This window comes from Candidatus Binatia bacterium (assembly GCA_029248525.1).
Classification (GTDB): domain Bacteria; phylum Desulfobacterota; class Binatia; order UBA12015; family UBA12015; genus UBA12015.
Map to the genome: position 1 here is coordinate 1 of JAQWJE010000008.1, position 15,781 is coordinate 15,781.

At 61.5% G+C, this 15,781-nt stretch carries 14 protein-coding genes and 1 tRNA gene; 4 read left to right on the forward strand and 11 right to left on the reverse strand.

Going from position 1 to position 15,781, the window contains the following annotated elements:
- Positions 1-791, reverse strand: a 791-nt coding sequence (locus P8K07_00645) for a crotonase/enoyl-CoA hydratase family protein (GenBank protein MDG1957029.1), incomplete at its 3' end; no start/stop codon positions are given.
- A 223-nt stretch (positions 792-1,014) separates the two neighbouring features.
- Between P8K07_00645 and P8K07_00650 the strand changes: the two genes are divergently transcribed.
- Positions 1,015-2,676, forward strand: a complete 1,662-nt coding sequence (locus P8K07_00650; GenBank protein ID MDG1957030.1) for a glutamine--tRNA ligase/YqeY domain fusion protein — start codon at positions 1,015-1,017, stop codon at positions 2,674-2,676.
- A 61-nt stretch (positions 2,677-2,737) separates the two neighbouring features.
- Here P8K07_00650 and P8K07_00655 read toward each other — a convergent pair whose 3' ends face one another.
- The 9 genes from P8K07_00655 to P8K07_00695 all read right to left on the reverse strand — a co-directional run bounded on the left by P8K07_00655 (position 2,738) and on the right by P8K07_00695 (position 12,898).
- Entirely contained in the window at positions 2,738-5,944 is a 3,207-nt protein-coding gene (locus tag P8K07_00655) for an efflux RND transporter permease subunit (GenBank protein MDG1957031.1), read from the reverse strand.
- Positions 5,941-7,089, reverse strand: coding sequence for an efflux RND transporter periplasmic adaptor subunit (locus tag P8K07_00660; protein MDG1957032.1), 1,149 nt, complete (start codon positions 7,087-7,089; stop codon positions 5,941-5,943). The genes P8K07_00655 and P8K07_00660 overlap by 4 nt, the downstream gene beginning before the upstream one ends.
- Complete coding sequence (locus tag P8K07_00665; GenBank protein MDG1957033.1) at positions 7,089-7,745, reverse strand: TetR family transcriptional regulator; 657 nt, start codon at positions 7,743-7,745, stop codon at positions 7,089-7,091. Before P8K07_00665 ends, P8K07_00660 begins: the two co-directional genes overlap by 1 nt.
- Before the next feature lie 282 nt (positions 7,746-8,027).
- Positions 8,028-8,429, reverse strand: coding sequence for a GNAT family N-acetyltransferase (locus P8K07_00670; GenBank protein MDG1957034.1), 402 nt, complete (start codon positions 8,427-8,429; stop codon positions 8,028-8,030).
- A gap of 57 nt (positions 8,430-8,486) precedes the next feature.
- Positions 8,487-8,559: transfer RNA gene (locus P8K07_00675), tRNA-Phe, on the reverse strand.
- A gap of 48 nt (positions 8,560-8,607) precedes the next feature.
- Positions 8,608-9,561, reverse strand: coding sequence for a glutathione synthase (gene gshB / locus P8K07_00680; GenBank protein MDG1957035.1), 954 nt, complete (start codon positions 9,559-9,561; stop codon positions 8,608-8,610).
- Positions 9,562-9,791: 230 nt separating this feature from the next.
- Positions 9,792-11,168 carry a carotenoid oxygenase family protein gene (locus tag P8K07_00685; protein ID MDG1957036.1) on the reverse strand — a complete coding sequence of 459 codons (1,377 nt, stop codon included), beginning with the start codon at positions 11,166-11,168 and terminating at the stop codon, positions 9,792-9,794.
- 90 nt (positions 11,169-11,258) lie between these two features.
- Positions 11,259-11,954, reverse strand: a complete 696-nt coding sequence (locus P8K07_00690; GenBank protein ID MDG1957037.1) for an RsmE family RNA methyltransferase — start codon at positions 11,952-11,954, stop codon at positions 11,259-11,261.
- Positions 11,951-12,898 (reverse strand): 50S ribosomal protein L11 methyltransferase, encoded by a 948-nt coding sequence (locus P8K07_00695; protein MDG1957038.1) that lies wholly within the window; start codon positions 12,896-12,898, stop codon positions 11,951-11,953. The genes P8K07_00690 and P8K07_00695 overlap by 4 nt, the downstream gene beginning before the upstream one ends.
- Positions 12,899-12,996: 98 nt before the next feature.
- Between P8K07_00695 and P8K07_00700 the strand changes: the two genes are divergently transcribed.
- Positions 12,997-13,767: a glycerophosphodiester phosphodiesterase family protein gene (locus P8K07_00700; protein ID MDG1957039.1), complete on the forward strand. Its 771-nt coding sequence runs from the start codon at positions 12,997-12,999 to the stop codon at positions 13,765-13,767.
- 197 nt (positions 13,768-13,964) lie between these two features.
- Positions 13,965-14,606: a hypothetical protein gene (locus tag P8K07_00705; protein ID MDG1957040.1), complete on the forward strand. Its 642-nt coding sequence runs from the start codon at positions 13,965-13,967 to the stop codon at positions 14,604-14,606.
- A gap of 1 nt (position 14,607) precedes the next feature.
- Here the strand turns inward: P8K07_00705 and P8K07_00710 are convergent, their stop codons facing one another.
- Positions 14,608-15,336 carry a hypothetical protein gene (locus P8K07_00710; protein MDG1957041.1) on the reverse strand — a complete coding sequence of 243 codons (729 nt, stop codon included), beginning with the start codon at positions 15,334-15,336 and terminating at the stop codon, positions 14,608-14,610.
- 155 nt (positions 15,337-15,491) lie between these two features.
- On the opposite strand from P8K07_00710, the gene rpsU reads away from it, so the two are divergent.
- Positions 15,492-15,689: a 30S ribosomal protein S21 gene (gene rpsU, locus P8K07_00715; protein ID MDG1957042.1), complete on the forward strand. Its 198-nt coding sequence runs from the start codon at positions 15,492-15,494 to the stop codon at positions 15,687-15,689.
- Positions 15,690-15,781 lie beyond the last annotated feature (92 nt).

The following is a 15,781-nucleotide window of genomic DNA, read 5'->3' on the forward strand; positions in this document are numbered from 1 at the left end:
GGCTTGCGTTTTTCGAGGAAAGCCCGCGGACCTTCGCGAGCATCCTTGCTCGACATGACTTCCATGCCGAGTTCCATCTCGCGCTTGTAGGCCTCGGCCTCGGGCAGGAACTCGGTCTCGATGATCGAGCGTTTGATGTTCTTGACCGCCAGCGGGCCGTTCTCGCAGATCTTGGCAGCGATCTCGCGCGCCTTGGCCAGAGCCTGGCCGTCGGGCACGACGTGGCCGATCAGGCCGATCTCGAGTGCCTTGGCTGCCGTTAGAGGCTCGCCGACCAGTAGCAATTCGGCCGCATGGGTGAAGCTGATCTGGCGGCGCAGGCGGACTGTGGATCCGGCCATCGGGAACAGGCCGCGTTTGACCTCCGAGATGGCGATTTTGGCACTTTCGCCGGCGATCCGGATATCGATGCCCTGCAGGATCTCGGTGCCCCCGGCGTAGCAGGCACCCTCGATGGCCGCGATCAGCGGCTTGGTGGGATAGCGGTCTTTCAGAAAGCCGCTCATCATGATCGCCGGGTTGTCGCGACAACGTTGCTCGAATTCATTTTCGGCAGGCTCGCCGCTCATCATGCGTCCGACGAGTTGGTCCAGATCGGCGCCGGCCGAGAAGTTTCCGCCCGCACCGGTCAGGATGGCGCAACGAATATCATCGTCGGCATCGATCTCGTCGTAAGCATCACAGAGCTTGCAGAGAATTTCGGGGTTGAACGGATTCTTTTTCTCGGGCCGGTTGAGGGTGAGAATCAGAAGGTGTCCGTCGCGTTCTTTGAGCAATGCAGAGTCAGCCATAGGCTGTGAACTTAACGCTTAATTCCCGGGCATGGCAAGATGCGGCGTAGGGTCAGGGGTTTTCGCAGCTCGAAAGTTTTCGGGATCTGGAGGAGAACCCGCTCGACTGTCGGTTCAAGGGGCGCATGAGGGGCCCGTGGCTTTCTCGATCCGGTACGCGTAAGATCGAGACTCGGGGTCTGGCCGTGGAGGCACTACCCCTGGCGCGGGAGGCGCAGCGCGGATGAGCGAGAACGAAAAGACGGTCGGCAATTTTATCCGGACGATCGTCGAGGAGGATCTGGCCTCGGGCAAGCATGCTCGGGTGGTGACCCGTTTTCCGCCCGAGCCCAACGGCTACCTCCATATCGGTCATGCCAAGGCGATCGTGATCAATTTCGGCATGGCCGAAGACCATCCGCCGGGTGTCTGCCATCTTCGGTTTGATGACACCAACCCCGAAAAGGAAGGCACCGAATTCGTAGAGGCCATCCAGCGCGATGTGCAATGGCTGGGCTACGATTGGGGCGAAAACCTCTATTTCGCCTCCGACTATTTCGAGCGCTTCTATGCGGCGGCCTGCGAGTTGATCGAAAAAGGTCTGGCCTACGTGGACCACCAGACAGCCGAGGAGATCCGGGCCAATCGCGGGACGATGACCGAACCTGGCGTGAACTCTCCCTATCGCGACCGCACGCCGGAGGAGAACCTCGACCTCTTTGCCCGCATGCGGGCCGGTGAATTCGAGGAAGGCACCTGCATCCTGCGCGCCAAGATCGATATGGCGTCGGGGAATTTCAATCTGCGTGACCCCTCGCTCTACCGCATCCGCAAGGCAAGCCACCATCGCACCGGGGACGATTGGTGCATCTATCCGATGTATGATTTCGCCCATCCCCTCGAGGATGCGTTCGAGGAGATCACCCATTCCCTGTGCTCTCTGGAATTCCAGGACCACCGGCCGCTTTATGATTGGGTGGTGGCCAACGTGAGCACACCGGCGATCCCGCGGCAGATCGAATTTGCCCGGCTGAATCTGGCCTACACCGTGATGAGCAAGCGCAAATTGCGCGTCCTGGTCGAAGACGGCGTGGTCGACGGTTGGGATGACCCGCGCATGCCGACGTTGTCCGGCATGCGACGGCGTGGCTATCCGGCCGCGGCCGTGCGCGACTTCTGCGAGCGGATCGGGGTTGCCAAGGCCGTCAGCACGGTGGATATGGGCATGCTCGAGGCGTGCGTGCGCGAGAATCTGAACCGGCAAGCCGAACGCCGGCTTGCGGTGCTGCGCCCGATTGAGTTGGTGGTCGAGAATTGGCCCGAAGGCCAGGTGGAATATCTAGAGGCGGTCAATAACCCCGAGAATCCGTCGGCCGGGACCCGACAGATTCCGTTCTCGGGACGTTTGTGGATCGAACAGGATGATTTTCGGGCCGAGGCGCCGCGGAAATACTTCCGCCTGACGCCGGGACGCGAGGTGCGGTTGCGGTGGGCGTATTTCGTGACCTGTACGGGCTTTGATACCGACCCGGATACGGGCGCGGTGGTGCGTGTCCGGTGCACTTACGACCCGGCCACCCGTGGTGGGGACGCGCCGGACGGCCGCAAGGTTAAAGGGACGATCCACTGGGTGTCGGCCGATCATGCGGTGGCCGCACCGGTCTCTCTTTTTGATCGACTCTTTGCGGATGAGGCCCCCGAGCAAGGTGAGTGGCGTGAGAACCTCAACGCGAATTCGCTGGAGGTGCTGCCCGACTGCCAACTTGAAGCCTCGGTGGCCGAAATCCCCGAGGGGCAAACTGTCCAGTTCGAGCGCAACGGGTATTTTGTGAAGGCCTCCGGTATCGGCTGGCTGCGCACCGTTGGCTTGCGCGATAGCTGGGCCAAGGTTGCCGGGCGCAAATAAGGGCTCGCGATCGCGGCGCAGGACCACCTCGCCTCCTGCATTGGTGATCGCGTTGTGCGGACTATTCCTGGTTGGCCGGAGCTTCCTCGTCCGCGTGGCGCCATAGCCGCGAGGGCAACTCGCTCGTAGCCTGTTTTACGTCGGTCATCGCCAGATACAGGCTGGGGACCAGCAGCAGGGTGACGGGTGTGGCGAAAAGCACTCCGAACGCCAGCGAAATGGCCATCGGTATCAGGAATTGCGCCTGGACACTGGTTTCGGCCAGGAGCGGTGACAATCCGGCAAAGGTCGTGAGCGAAGTCAGCAGAATCGGGCGGAAACGTTTTCGCCCCGCCTCGCGGACTGCCACCGAGAGCGGCGTTCCCTGCAGGCGCTCCCGGTTGATGTAGTCCACCAGAACCAGACTGTCGTTGACCACAACGCCCGCGACCGCGACCAGGCCGATCACCGAGAACATGCTCATGGTGACGTTCATCATCACATGACCCAATACGCCTCCGGTCATCCCGAAGGGGATAGCGGACATGATGATCAGCGGTTGCAGATACGAGCGCAAGGGAATCGCCAGAAGCCCGAAGATCACCAGCAGGGCCACGCCGAAGCCACGCGCGAGAAAGGTCAGAAATTCGGCTTGTTCTTTCTGCTCACCCTGAAGCCGGTAGCTCAGGGACGGGTATTGATCGAGAATCATGGGCAGAATGCGGCCGCGAATCTCGGCCACGATATTGGTGGCGCTGTTGACGCCGGTGTCGAGGTCGGCGGTCACGTGGGCGGTGCGTTCGCGGTCGGATCTTTGAATGGTCGAGAAACCACGCCCGGACTCGATCGTAGCGACGGCCGACAAGGGCACCGCGGTGCCGTCGGGGAGTCGGATTCTCATGGATTCGACGTCCCCAATAGAGCGACGTTCCTCTTCAGGGTAGCGCACCATCACGCGCACATCATCGCGGCCGCGCTGGATTCGCTGGGCTTCATCGCCGTAGAATGCCTGTCGGACCTGACGCGCGAGGTCCGCCCGGGACAGACCAAGCACCTCGGCAGACGGCAGGATGTCCAAGTTCAGTTCCTGTTTTCCGATCCGTAGAGAATCCGAGAGATCGAAAATGCCGGGAAAGCGCCGGAGCTCTTCTTTGAGCATCTCGGCCCCGGCCGCCAGAGCATCGCCATCGTTGCCGCGCAATTCCACCTCGATCGGGGCGCCGCTCGAGAACATCGAGGAGGTGTAAGTGAGGGCGACTACGTCCGGGATCTCGCCAGTGATTTCACGCCAGCGATTGCCGACTTCCAGGCTCGTCTGACTCCGCTGTTTTGATGGGACCAGTTCCAGCTGCACCTCCCCCTTGTTGGGCGAGCCCAAAGAGATACTGCTGCGTCCTCGGTCGCTGTCCGATCGCGCGGTATTGGGCTGTGACCCGATCGAGGTGAAGACGTGCTTGAAGGCGCTGCCCTGTTTTTCGGTTCTCTCGCTGTCGATCTCTTCTCGCAGTTGGCTCGCCGCGTCCTCAAGTTGCTGGACGGCGCGCGCTGTCACTGTCGCGGGCGTTCCCTCCGGAAGTGTGATGGAGGCGACCACTGCGTCGGCCTCGATCGAGGGCATGAAGTCGAAACGTACCCAACCGCCGGTCATCAGCCCCAGCGTGACGGTGAGGATGGCCACACCAGTTGCGAGAGTCGTGTAGCGCCACTCGAGAGCCTTCTCCAAAAAAGGCGTGAAGCGATTCTCGAGGAAATTCTCCAGACCGCCGGCGATGGTTGTTTGCAGATTCTCCCAAGCTTTCCACTTTTTCCCGGGTTTCTTCTCCGCTCGACTGCGTGCATGTCCGAGGTGGGCGGGGAGAATCAGCTTGGATTCGATCATCGAAAAAACCAGGGAGCTGATCACGACGATCGGGACCATTTTGGACATTTCGCCCGATGAGCCCGGCAAGAAGAGCAGCGGCGAGAAGGCCGCGATGGTCGTCAGGATGCCGAAAGTCACTGGCACGGCGACTTCCTGAGTGCCGCTGATGGCAGCCTGCAGCGGGTCCCCGCCGCGTTCCTGATGCGTGTGGACGTTTTCGCCCACGACAATCGCATCGTCTACGAGGATGCCCAGCACGACGATAAAGGCCGTCAGCGAAAGGAGGTTGATCGAGACCCCGAACCACGGCAGCGAGGCGATCGCGCCCAGCATTGCAATCGGGACTCCGAGTCCGACCCAGAAGGCCAGACGCAAGCGCAGGAAAAGAGCCAGGACGCAAAGCACTAGAAGGAAGCCCAGGCGTGCATTGCTGATCATGGTGTCGAGTCGGGCGCGAAGGTGCTCGGATTCGTCCTCGCCGATGGTCAGATAGGTTCCGGCGGGCATTTGGGGTGATTTTTCAGCAACATAGGTTTTGACGGCATCGGCTACCGAGAGCGCATCTTGCGTGCCGGCGCGCATCACCTTGATCATGACCGCCGGGTCCCCATCGAACCTGGAACTTTTGGTGGTCTCGGCAAAGCCGTCGACGACGGTGGCGATATCACCGAGGAGCACGCGTGTTCCGTCCAATTGCGAAACCACGACAATATCTTCGAAATCGTTCCCCAAATATGCCTGTCCGCGGGTGCGGAGTACGACTTCCCCGTCGCGCGTCTTGATCGATCCGGCCGGCAGATCGAGAGATGATTTGCGGATCGCATCGACGATATCGTCGAACCGCAACCCGAAGCGACGGAGGTCGTTTTCCGAGACTTCGACGGAAATCTCGAAGGGGCGTACGCCGGTAAGGCTCGCCATGCTGACATTCTCGAGCGCGACGATCTCGTCGCGGATCTCTTCGCCAAGCGCTCGGAGGGTTCTCTCGTCCGCGTTCCCCGAGACCATCAGGCTCACGACCTTGCCCTGCAGTTGTGCCTGTTTTACGGTCGGCACCTCGGCCTCTGCGGGGAAGGTGTTGATCGAATCGATCTCCGCCTTGATATCATCCAGCGCTGTCTCGACGTTGGCCCAGTCCGCAACGTGGACCAGAACCGCACCCATGCCTTCCACAGCGGTGCAGTTGATCTCCTTGACGCCATCGACTCCCTGAATGCGCTCTTCGATGCGGACGCAGATGGCCTGCTCGACCTCTTCAGGCGAGGCCCCGGGATAAGGGACCGAGATGCTGACCGAATCCACGCGCATCTCGGGGAAGATTTCGAGCTTCACGACGGGAAGGGCGAGGACTCCGCCCACCACGATCAGGGCCATCAGGAGGTTTGCCGCGACCGAGTTCTCCGCAAACCAGGCGATTGCGCGTTTCATGAGAGGGGAGCGACCCGAACCTTCATGCCGTTGGTGACGGCCTCGATCGGCGAGATGCAAATGCGTTCACCGTTCTCCAGGCCGCCGCCGACCAGGAAGCCGTCCCGTGTTCGTTTGATGACATCCACGTCGCGGTAATGAATTTCGAGGTCGTCATTGATGACGAGCACGCGGTCGCCGTCACGCAAGGCGCGGCGCGGGATCTCGACGGCTTCGGGGATGACGCGTCCCTGGATGGTTGCATCGACAAACATTCCGACTGCGAGCGGAGCCATCGGCTGGTCGGTCCGTCGCCCATAAGGATCCTCAACGCGGGCGATGACCGTGACCATTCGAGTCCGGGGGTCAATCTCGCCCTCGGTGCGTACAATTTTCCCTGTCCAGACATGGTCCTGCCCGGCGAACCCGGAACGCAGTTCTACCGGAGGCCCGCCGCTATCGCCGAGATCGAGATCGAGAAAGGCCAGATCGGTATCGGGGATCGGCAAGGGCACCTCGGCATAGTCGGTCGCATAGATGCGGCCCAGCGGAGTGCCGCGGCTCACAAACTGGCCGACGTCGGCTTTGGCCGTCCGGATCCGACCTTCATAAGGCGCCCGGATCTCGGTGCGGGCCAGGTCCGACATGGCCTGACTGCGCGAAGCATCTGACTCGATAAATGCAGCCTTGGCAAGAGCGACACTATTGGTCGCGTCGTCGAATTCGCGATCGCTAAGTGCGCCGCTTTCGCGCAATGCCTCGCTGCGAGAGAACATTTTCTCGGCCAGAGACAGGCGGCTTTGCGCCGCTGTGTAATTGGCTTCGGCCCGGCGGACAGCAATTTCCTGGTCGGTCGCGTCCAGTCGGATCAGCAAATCTCCCTGATTGAAGAATCCGCCTGCGGCAAACGAAGGCGAGACCTCGAGGATGCGGCCCGCCGTTTCCGCAACCAGATCGGTCTGGGTGCGAGGCTCGACACTGCCTTGCGCCCGCACAGCGAGCCGACGGGGTTGGGGTTGGACAGCAGTGGCACGGACGAGTCGGGCGAAGTCTTCCGCAGGGCGGGTCTGGACCCGCGCTCCGGCCGTCACCAGAAAGACGGCAACCACGCCGCTGGTCAGGACGATTGCGAGCGGCAAAACGAGTTTCAGCGGAAATCGTTTCATCACTGCACCGCCGAGGGGGCCCGCAGGCCTGCCGCGAGGAACGTTACAAGTTTTTGAATGGTTTGTTTGTCGTTCATGGTTTCTGTGTCCATCTTTTTGTGTTGTCCCGATGTGGGGGCATTCAGTGTTTTTGGCGCTGCGGTGGCCGTCGTGGCCAGACTGGCCATGACGAGCTGGAAACGAAACTCGAGTTCGTGGCCAGGCAGTTCGGGTAACGCCTGCGCCAGCGCGTCGAGGAACCTGTTGGTGGTTGGTTGAAAGTGTTTTTGCATCAAGGGCTCGACCACCTCGGGCGGCTCGGCCAGCAGATGGCCGAAGAGCTGTTTCAGACCAGGGCCTCCTGGATCGCGCTCCTTGCGATGGCGCAGGCGGACCTCGAGATATGCCTCCAAGATCGCTGAAAGCGAGGGGCGTTTGCTGCCGGCGTCACGCAGGATCGCGTCAAGCTTCTCGACTCGTTCGGCATTGACGGCGGTTGCATGGCGCTCGAAAACGGCCTCGACCAGCCCTTCGCGGGAGCCGAAGTGATAGTTGACAGCCGCGACGTTCACGCCGGCTTCGGACGTGATCTGGCGAACGCTTGGGCGCGACAAGCCTTCCCGAGCGAAGAGATTCTCGGCTGCATCGAGCAGCCGCTCCCGGGTATCGACCTGCATTTGCCGTGTACCCGTGGCGCTCATGGGAGACTCCTGTGGTTCAAACGCATGTTTGAAACATACGTTTAGTAACGCACTGAGTCAAGTTTTTTTCTTGGACCGGCCGGTTTGCCGTGTGGAAAACTTCAGAGATATCGAGCGACCATGGGGTTCGCGGGACAGCGTTTCCTGCTGCTGAGCGGTTTGACTGCGGGCCCAGACGGGCGCAAGCGGTGTCGGATCGGTCGGCCCGGCGGGCGGGGCCTCGTTTGGGCCGGGATCTGTGGAAAACCTGTGGGCTTCCTAGAAATCGTAGCGATAAAGATTGGTCTTGCGGGGTTGAAAGCCGAGTCGCAGGTACAGCCGATTGGCTGCTTCGCGCTGGGGATTGGACGTCAGGTCGACGCCGGGAGCGCCCAATTCTCGGGCCAGAATCAGCGCGGCCTTTGTCAGTTCGGCGCCTACGCCCGCGCCGCGTGCGCTCTTGTCGACGATGACATCCTCAATGCGGCAGCGGAGTCCCGAGGGAATTCGAAAAACGCTCAGCGTGGCTGTTCCGACAATCTGGTCGGCCCTGTCTCGGGCGAGAAGCAGGCGCGAAGGCGAATCGATCAGCGCGGCGAGGTCGGACGCTTCCGGGGGAGGGTGGTTTACCGAGAGTTGCGGCATCAGGCGCTGGAAAGCCTCCAGAATGGTGTCGTCCATCCGTTTTGCTTCGCTGATGGTCATGGTTGTGGACCAGTCTCGGTGGGGCGGTGAAAATGGCCAGGGACGGAATTGAACCGCCGACACGCGGATTTTCAGTCCGCTGCTCTACCAACTGAGCTACCTGGCCCGCCGTGCGTCGCTTCTGCGATTAACCCACGCCCTCTCGAAGGTCAATTTACCCGGTGTGTTCTTCGATCCAATCGATCATATTGGCAGCCAGATTGGTCCCGCAGAGCTGGTCGATTTCCTGAATCCCGGTGGGGCTGGTCACGTTGACCTCGGTCAAATAGCCCCCGATTACGTCCAGTCCGACGAAAATCAGCCCGTCGCGCCGAAGGTCGTCTGCCATACGCGCGCAGATCTCCCGGTCTCGATCGGTGAGGTCGCTACGAACCGCGCTGCCGCCGACATGGAAATTCGACCGGTGGTCGCCGTCATTGGGAACCCGCAGAACAGCGCCAAGAGGCTCTCCATCGATCACGATAATCCGTTTATCTCCTTCGCGGACTTCGGGCAGGTAGCGCTGTGCCATCACTCGGGTCCGCCCCTCGTCGGTCGCCGTCTCAAGGATGGCATTGAGGTTCCGGTCCTGTTCCTGCAGGTGGAAAATTCCGGCCCCACCGCAGCCATCGAGCGGCTTGATGATCATCTCGCCGCCGAGTTCGTGCAGGAATTCCTTGAGCAGATCGGCGTCGCCGGTAACCAGACTTTCCGGGGTAATCTCCGGGAAGCGCAAGGCATAGAGTTTTTCGTTGGCATCGCGCAGGCCGGACGGGCGGTTGAGCACCAGAGTTTTTTTCGCGTCGATCAACGAGGCGACATGGGTGTCGAAAAAGAAACTCATATCGAAAGGCGGATCCTTGCGAAGCATGACCACATCAAAGCTTTCGAGAGTTTCGCGGGTAGGTGCCGCGAGGCTGTAGTGGTCCCCGGCAACGCGCTGAACTTGAACTTCCTGGACGCGTGCTTCCGGGATGCCCCTCCGGATCGCGAGATCAGCCGGACCCATCACGAAATTGCGATGCCCACGTGACTCTGATTCGAGCAGAAAGGCAAAGGTGGTGTCCTTGTCGATATCGATCCCGCCAAGGGGGTCCATCAAGTAGGCAATCCTGAGAGACCGGGCCATCAGAAATCCCTCGCGGGGTTATGCTCTCGTCTGCTCACGACCCTACCTTCGCCCGCCCTCGATCGGACTGCAAGCGGGCCCGGCGGGAGCATGGGGATGCCCTGCGCGAGCTTCAGGATGCGCTGCGGGATCATCGGGATCAGCCGCGCGAGTGCGTTGATTTTCGGCACGAGTCCGTCCGACCCGCAGACCGGGACAGGTCCCCCGCGATCCAGGCTTTCGAAGGTTTCCTACGCTTGCTCGGGGAACCAATTGCCGTGAAAACCGAACGGCACCCTTTGCGGCAGGGTGACCCGCGCCACGGGTCCCTTGGCAGGTTCCTGAGCGTTCAGGATGATCAGGTCGGAGGTGTCGCGGTTCTCGTCGTAGGCGTAGAACAGCAGCCAGCCTTCGTCTTCGCCGGCGGTCTCGCTGTCGGGCACGAAGACGGCTTCGCCCGGAACACATCCGTCCGGGGCGTTCCATTCCTCCTCGGTGCCTTTTTCAAGATCGTATTTGAGGATCGCAGGCGGGGTATGCTCGTCGGTCGGCAGAGCATTGGAACGGGCCGCGTAACCGAAGCGATTGGGTAGGCCCGTGAGTCGATCGTCGATCCGCGGGAATTCAGCAAACCCCGCCGCGAGTGGCGTTTCCGAAACGCTGCCTGCCTTTAGATTGATGACAAACCGGTGCGGGGACGGGATCTGGAAGACGCTCGAGGATTCTCGCCAAAGTTCGGGGTAGCGACAGAGGTCAAGGATGATCTCGCCGTCCCGTTCGAATGCATTGAAGGGGTGGAATGAGTAACAAGGCTCGATGGCGAACCAGCGCACCGGTGCGCCGGGTTGGCTGCGCGGCATGACGCCCAGTCGAGCCGGGTAGTCGTCACTCCAATGGTAGGGAAATCCGCTTTCATTTTCCGTGACACCCATCGCTTGTTCGAAATCGAAGACGACAGGCAGGTCCATGAAGACGACGTAGTGCTCGGTGATCGCGAAATCGTGAACCATGGTCGGGCCGGTCACGTCGATCTCTTCGGTCTGTACCAGCACGCCCTTGGCGTCGACCCGGTGGTAGGAGAGCAGGGGCGGGAGGAATCCATAGCCGAAGAAATGCATTTCGCCGGTTTTGGGGCAGAACTTGGGGTGAGCTGTCATGCCGGATTGCAGTTTGCCGGCAAAATCGTGGGTGCCGACCGTCTCGAGTTCGGACGTCACCTCGGTAGGGAAACTGGTCTCGACCAGAGCAAGCATGCGCCCGGCGTGTTGCACGATATTTGTGTTGGCCACCGCGATGGAGCGGTCGACGGCAAAGTCTTCTCCGATAAAAGAGGTCTCCGGGTCCGCGAAGGTCCTGGTGCGTACCCATCGGTTGCGGAAGGCGCTGGCCCGGCCGCCCTCGAGCTGGATGCCATGCAGCATGCCGTCGCCCGTGAACCAATGCTTCGAGGTTCCGCTCTGTGGGTTGGGGCCGTTGCGCACATAGCTGCCGCGGAGGCTCGTCGGAATCTGCCCCTCGACTGGCAGGTCAAATGAGGTGCATTCCTCCATCACGGGGGCAAAGTTGCCCGTGAGGTGGGCCGGGGCGTCGTCTTTGTTCAGAAGATCTGCTGTCGCGTCGCTACTCATGGTTCCCTCCATACCATTTCCCCCGGAGCTGTGAAGACAGCATCGATTCACGGCGGGGGCGCGGGAAACGGGTGATTCGAGGAACCCGGGTTACTTTCGGAGGGCGGCAAGAGCCGCGATCGCGGCGGTTTCGAATCGAAGGGTGCGGGGCCCCAGCGAGCAGCGGGGGATCTTTTGCTGTTCGAGCCAGGACAACTCGGCCGCATCAAAACCTCCCTCGGGGCCGATCAAAAAGGCGATGCTCTCGGAACGGGGAGCGAGGTTCTCGTCTGCCGTCGGGTCGAATGCGATCGCTTGCACGTCGTCGGGTAGTGATTGGAGTGCGGCTTCGAGGCTGTTTGCCTGAGCCAGGCGGGGCGGCCATGTCCGCCGACATTGCTCGCAGGCGGCGAGGGCAATTCGCCGCAGGCGTTGCAGGCGAGAGTCCGAGATCTCGCGCGCCTGGCTGCGGGCGGCGCGGAAAAACAAGATATCGGTCGCGCCCAATTCGGTGACTTTTTCCACCAGCGTTTCACTGCGGCCGAGGTCGGCGATGGCGACCAGGAGCCAGATGGGAGCGATCGGGTCCTCGGGAGGCGCGGGTAGTTTCTCCTCCAGGGAGAGCTTGGCACCTCCGGCCTCGCTGCTGGTGATCATGGCGCGCCAGAGGTCGCCCGGTCCGAGAACGGCTTCGAGCATATCGCCTGTCTCGAGGCGCAGTGAGCGCAGGTGCCGGGTGCTGGCCGGGCTCAGCCGCGCCGCATGCCTGTCTTCGGCGTCGCGTTCGGCAAAGAGTCGGGCGCTCATGTCGGGTTCCGGCTGGCGCGCGGTTTCGGTCGGCGCAGGGTGAGCGTGACCCATGTCGCCAGCGATCGGCGCTCGCGCACGCGAAGTCCCTGTGCCTGAAGAGCTTTTTTGACCTCGGCCTCCTGTTTTTCGAGAAGGCCCGAGACGATCAGGCTGCCGCCGGGTTTGACGCGATTGGCGAGGCTGGCTGCCATACGGACAAGCAGGCGCGAGTAGAGGTTGGCGATGACGATATCGAATTCGCCTCGGGCCGCACTGAGGTTGGCGCCGACGCGCAGCGGCGCACACTCGTTGACCTCCACCGCATCTTCGGTCGCGGCCAGAGAGAGCGGATCATTATCGATGGCGACCACGCGAGTCGCGCCCAGTTTGCGCATGGCGATCGCGAGAACGCCCGATCCGGTTCCGACGTCGAGTCCGCGGCAGACCTCGGTGCGCGCAAATTCCTCCTCCAGCGCCAGCAAGCAGCCGCGCGTGGTCGAATGATGGCCCGTCCCGAAGGCCTGCCCGGGGTCAATCACCACGGTATGGCGCCGCGATGGTGGCAGCTTGTGCCAGGACGGGCTGATCAAAAAGGTCTTGCCGATCTTGAGCGGGGGGAAATTCTCGCGCCATGAGGCGCCGTAGTCGCCGACGGTGAAATCCGCGACGCGGAGGCTTTTGGGGTTCAGCCCCGGAAACGAAGCGCGGATTCGAGCGAGTCCGTTTTGCAGAGCCTTCTCGAGCTTGTCGCGAGAGACGGCCGGAGGGAACCAGGCTTCGATCCGGATTCTCGGTGCTCTCCGGCTGCCTTTGGCTGCGCGTCGAAAGTCTCTGGCCCCGGTCTGGACCCCGGGGGCACCGAGTTCCAGGCATAGGGCCGCGATCGCGTCCTCGGCCTCTTCCGGGGCCGGGATCCGAGCGTGTGTCCAAAGGTCAGGATCTTTTTTTCCGGAGGAAGCCATTGAGGGCTAGAGCCTAGCGAGTCTCGGCGAACACGCAAAGAGGTTCGGGGGGCGGCCGGTCTTGGCGGGCTGGGCCACACGGTGGTAGAGGGCGGGGCATGAGTGCCTTTGCCATCCAACCGGCGGACTTTGTGCGTGTGGGCCACCGAGGCGCCGCGGCCGAACGTCCGGAAAATACCCATGCCGCTTTCGCGCGCGCGTTGGAGGCCGCAGCGGATATGATCGAATGCGATCTGCAGCTGACGGCCGACGGCCATGTCGTCATCATCCACGACTATACCGCGGACCGCACCACGAGCGGCTCCGGGGCGATCGCGGATCAGACTCTCGACGATTTGCGCGCTCTCGATGCCGGTGCCTGGAAGGACGCAGCCTTTGCGGGGGAAAAAGTGCCCACTCTCGAGGAGACTCTGGATCAGGTTCTGCCCACCGCCGAACTGAATCTCGAGCTGAAAAGCCGCGGGACCCGGGAGGATTCCCGACGCCTCGCTTTGGCGGCTGCGGCTGCCGTGCGCGATCGAGACGTCTGGTCGCGGGTCATTTTTTCTTCATTCAATCCCGAAGCTTTGATCGAGCTCCGCGAAGTCGCCCCGGAAGCCCGGATCGGGGTGCTTTGGCATCATGAGGATTATACGTTGGCTTTCGATGCAGCAGCCCAGCTGGGTGCTGTGAGTCTGCACCCCTATGCGGGACATGTGACGCCCGCGCTGGTGGCCGAGGCGCATGGCCGAGGCCTGCGGGTGTTCACCTGGACGGAGAACGATCCGGAACGGATTCAGGCGCTGGCCCGAATGGGCTGCGACGGGATCATCAGTGACTATCCAGGCCGTCTTCTCGAAGCACGCGGACGGCTGCTGGCCGCCACATGAAACGGGAGGAAAGCCTCCCTGTTATTTTTTTCAATATTTCTGGCGCCTCGGAAAATTCCCGATAGAGTTTGCGATGACAGATGGCGTTGAGGGCAAAGTTTGGTCCGAGTTCCGTTGAGCAAACACCGCAACACGACTTTTTTCACCGATCCGCGCATGCACCCCAGCTGGTGCGATCAGGCTCACGGAGTATCACCATGAAGAAAATAATCTCCTTTTTCACCCTCGTGCTCGCCTTCGCGAGTGTGACCGCCGCCGAGGCCAGACCGACTCGTTTGCGTGGCACGATCACAACCGATTTTCGCGCCGGAATCGCCAACCCATCGCCGTCTTCAGTCACATTCGTGGTGCCGAAATCCGTTCGCGGTACGGCTGATCTGAACGTGCCCCCCAACGGCCGCAAGGGGCTGCAGGTGCCTGACGAATGCGTGGGCACCTTCACCATCGACCTGACCAATGCCGAGACCTGCAACCAGTTGGGTGGCTTGCTCCAGGGCGATACCGTCGGTGGGCGCGTGCTCGCTCGTTTTGAGGACTTTCGAAGATTGACAGGCGCCACTTTCGAAGCCGCTGTGACCTCGGGTGCGATGTGCTCGCTGTATGAGGGGAATATCACATCGGGTGCCGATCCTTTCGCCGGCAGTCTGGTTTGCGCTGCCGTCGGGGAGGCCTTCGTATGGCAGACCCAGATTTTCGAGGGGATTTCGACCGATCTTTTCAGTTTTTTCAGCATTCCCGGGACTGCGGTTGGGTCCATCTCGCGTCTTCACAATGGCCAGACGACTTCGGCGTCAGGGATCGGGATCAACAGCAGCTCTGTTGAAGTCATGTTTCGCTGAGTCAGGCCTCATGACCGCGAGCTTTCCGGGGGCCGCGGATCCGGCGGGCCTCTCGGGCGCCCTGCTGCAAAATCTCCAAGTCGAGGCGGTTATACTCGAGCAATTTGGATAGCTTCAACAACTCGGCGTCTTTCCAATCGCCCCGGGCCGCTGATTTCTCCAATGATCGAGTAATGCCCCCCACATCGACTTTGGTCTGTTGGGCCTGAATGTCGGGAACAAGAATCCCCGCAAGTGTTTTGAGGTCTTTTGCTGCGGGCGGCTTGCACTGCCTCTTTGCAGCAGCTCTGACCATCAGGGGTTTGCCATCGGCGAGCACGGCACGAAGCCGAACGACCAGAGCCTTGTCCTGAATATATGTCTCCAGCATACCAGGCTCGTGGCGGCTGAAATGCAGGATGACGCGGTTCTCCCGCTCGGCCTGCTCGACCAGCGAACTCACCACCGAATGGAGGGACGCTGTCGCCATGCGCTCGGGTCCAGCGGTTCTGGCCGCCCGGACCCATCGCCGGGTGAAGCGATCGTGAAGGAAGTAGGCGCGGTAGGCTCCACCGCTGAGCACGCCCAGCAAGATGGGTGGTGGAGCCGTGCCGTCATGAGACCGTCCCGCCCCCTCGAAATCGATCACGATCGCGCGGTTGATGGCCTTTTTGCGAAGCCGGAGCCCCATGTCGATCGCGGACCTCCAGAGACAAATGCTGCTTGCTGCGAGTACTTTCGTCGTTTTCATCCGGACTCCTCTGGCTGCGAGGTGGAATGGCGTATCGCCCCCCCTCCCTCTCTCTTCTTCCTACTCCGTAGGAAGAGAGAGGGAGGGGGGGTTGAAAAAGGGGCCCTCAATGCCGACAGTCTATCCTTCCCACTGAGGGGGGGTGATTTTCCTCCATGCCAGGAGTCAGAGTAAAAGAAGGCGAGCCCATCGAGAGCGCCATCCGCCGTTTCAAGAAGCAATGCGAAAAGGCCGGCATTCTCAGCGAGCTCAGAAAGCGCGAACACTACGAAAAGCCTAGTGTACGTCGCAAGAAAAAGGCCCTCGCGGCGCGCAAACGCGCAGTGCGACGGACCGTACGCAAACCTATGTAAAATAAAGGCCACCCCGAAATTTGGGGTGGCCTTTTTCGTTCCCGCCAGCTTCATTTCGAGGTAGTTTCGCGTCCCCGAGACTTCCCGACCAA

Bases quoted from the DNA above. Each gene is read 5' to 3' on its own strand.
- P8K07_00650 (MDG1957030.1), top strand. From the start codon at position 1,015: ATGAGCGAGAACGAAAAGACGGTCGGCAATTTTATCCGGACGATCGTC.
- P8K07_00655 (MDG1957031.1), bottom strand. From the start codon at position 5,944: ATGAAACGCGCAATCGCCTGGTTTGCGGAGAACTCGGTCGCGGCAAAC.
- P8K07_00660 (MDG1957032.1), bottom strand. From the start codon at position 7,089: ATGAAACGATTTCCGCTGAAACTCGTTTTGCCGCTCGCAATCGTCCTG.
- P8K07_00665 (MDG1957033.1), bottom strand. From the start codon at position 7,745: ATGCAGGTCGATACCCGGGAGCGGCTGCTCGATGCAGCCGAGAATCTC.
- P8K07_00670 (MDG1957034.1), bottom strand. From the start codon at position 8,429: ATGGACGACACCATTCTGGAGGCTTTCCAGCGCCTGATGCCGCAACTC.
- gshB (MDG1957035.1), bottom strand. From the start codon at position 9,561: ATGGCCCGGTCTCTCAGGATTGCCTACTTGATGGACCCCCTTGGCGGG.
- P8K07_00685 (MDG1957036.1), bottom strand. From the start codon at position 11,168: ATGAGTAGCGACGCGACAGCAGATCTTCTGAACAAAGACGACGCCCCG.
- P8K07_00690 (MDG1957037.1), bottom strand. From the start codon at position 11,954: ATGAGCGCCCGACTCTTTGCCGAACGCGACGCCGAAGACAGGCATGCG.
- P8K07_00695 (MDG1957038.1), bottom strand. From the start codon at position 12,898: ATGGCTTCCTCCGGAAAAAAAGATCCTGACCTTTGGACACACGCTCGG.
- P8K07_00700 (MDG1957039.1), top strand. From the start codon at position 12,997: ATGAGTGCCTTTGCCATCCAACCGGCGGACTTTGTGCGTGTGGGCCAC.
- P8K07_00705 (MDG1957040.1), top strand. From the start codon at position 13,965: ATGAAGAAAATAATCTCCTTTTTCACCCTCGTGCTCGCCTTCGCGAGT.
- P8K07_00710 (MDG1957041.1), bottom strand. From the start codon at position 15,336: ATGAAAACGACGAAAGTACTCGCAGCAAGCAGCATTTGTCTCTGGAGG.
- rpsU (MDG1957042.1), top strand. From the start codon at position 15,492: ATGCCAGGAGTCAGAGTAAAAGAAGGCGAGCCCATCGAGAGCGCCATC.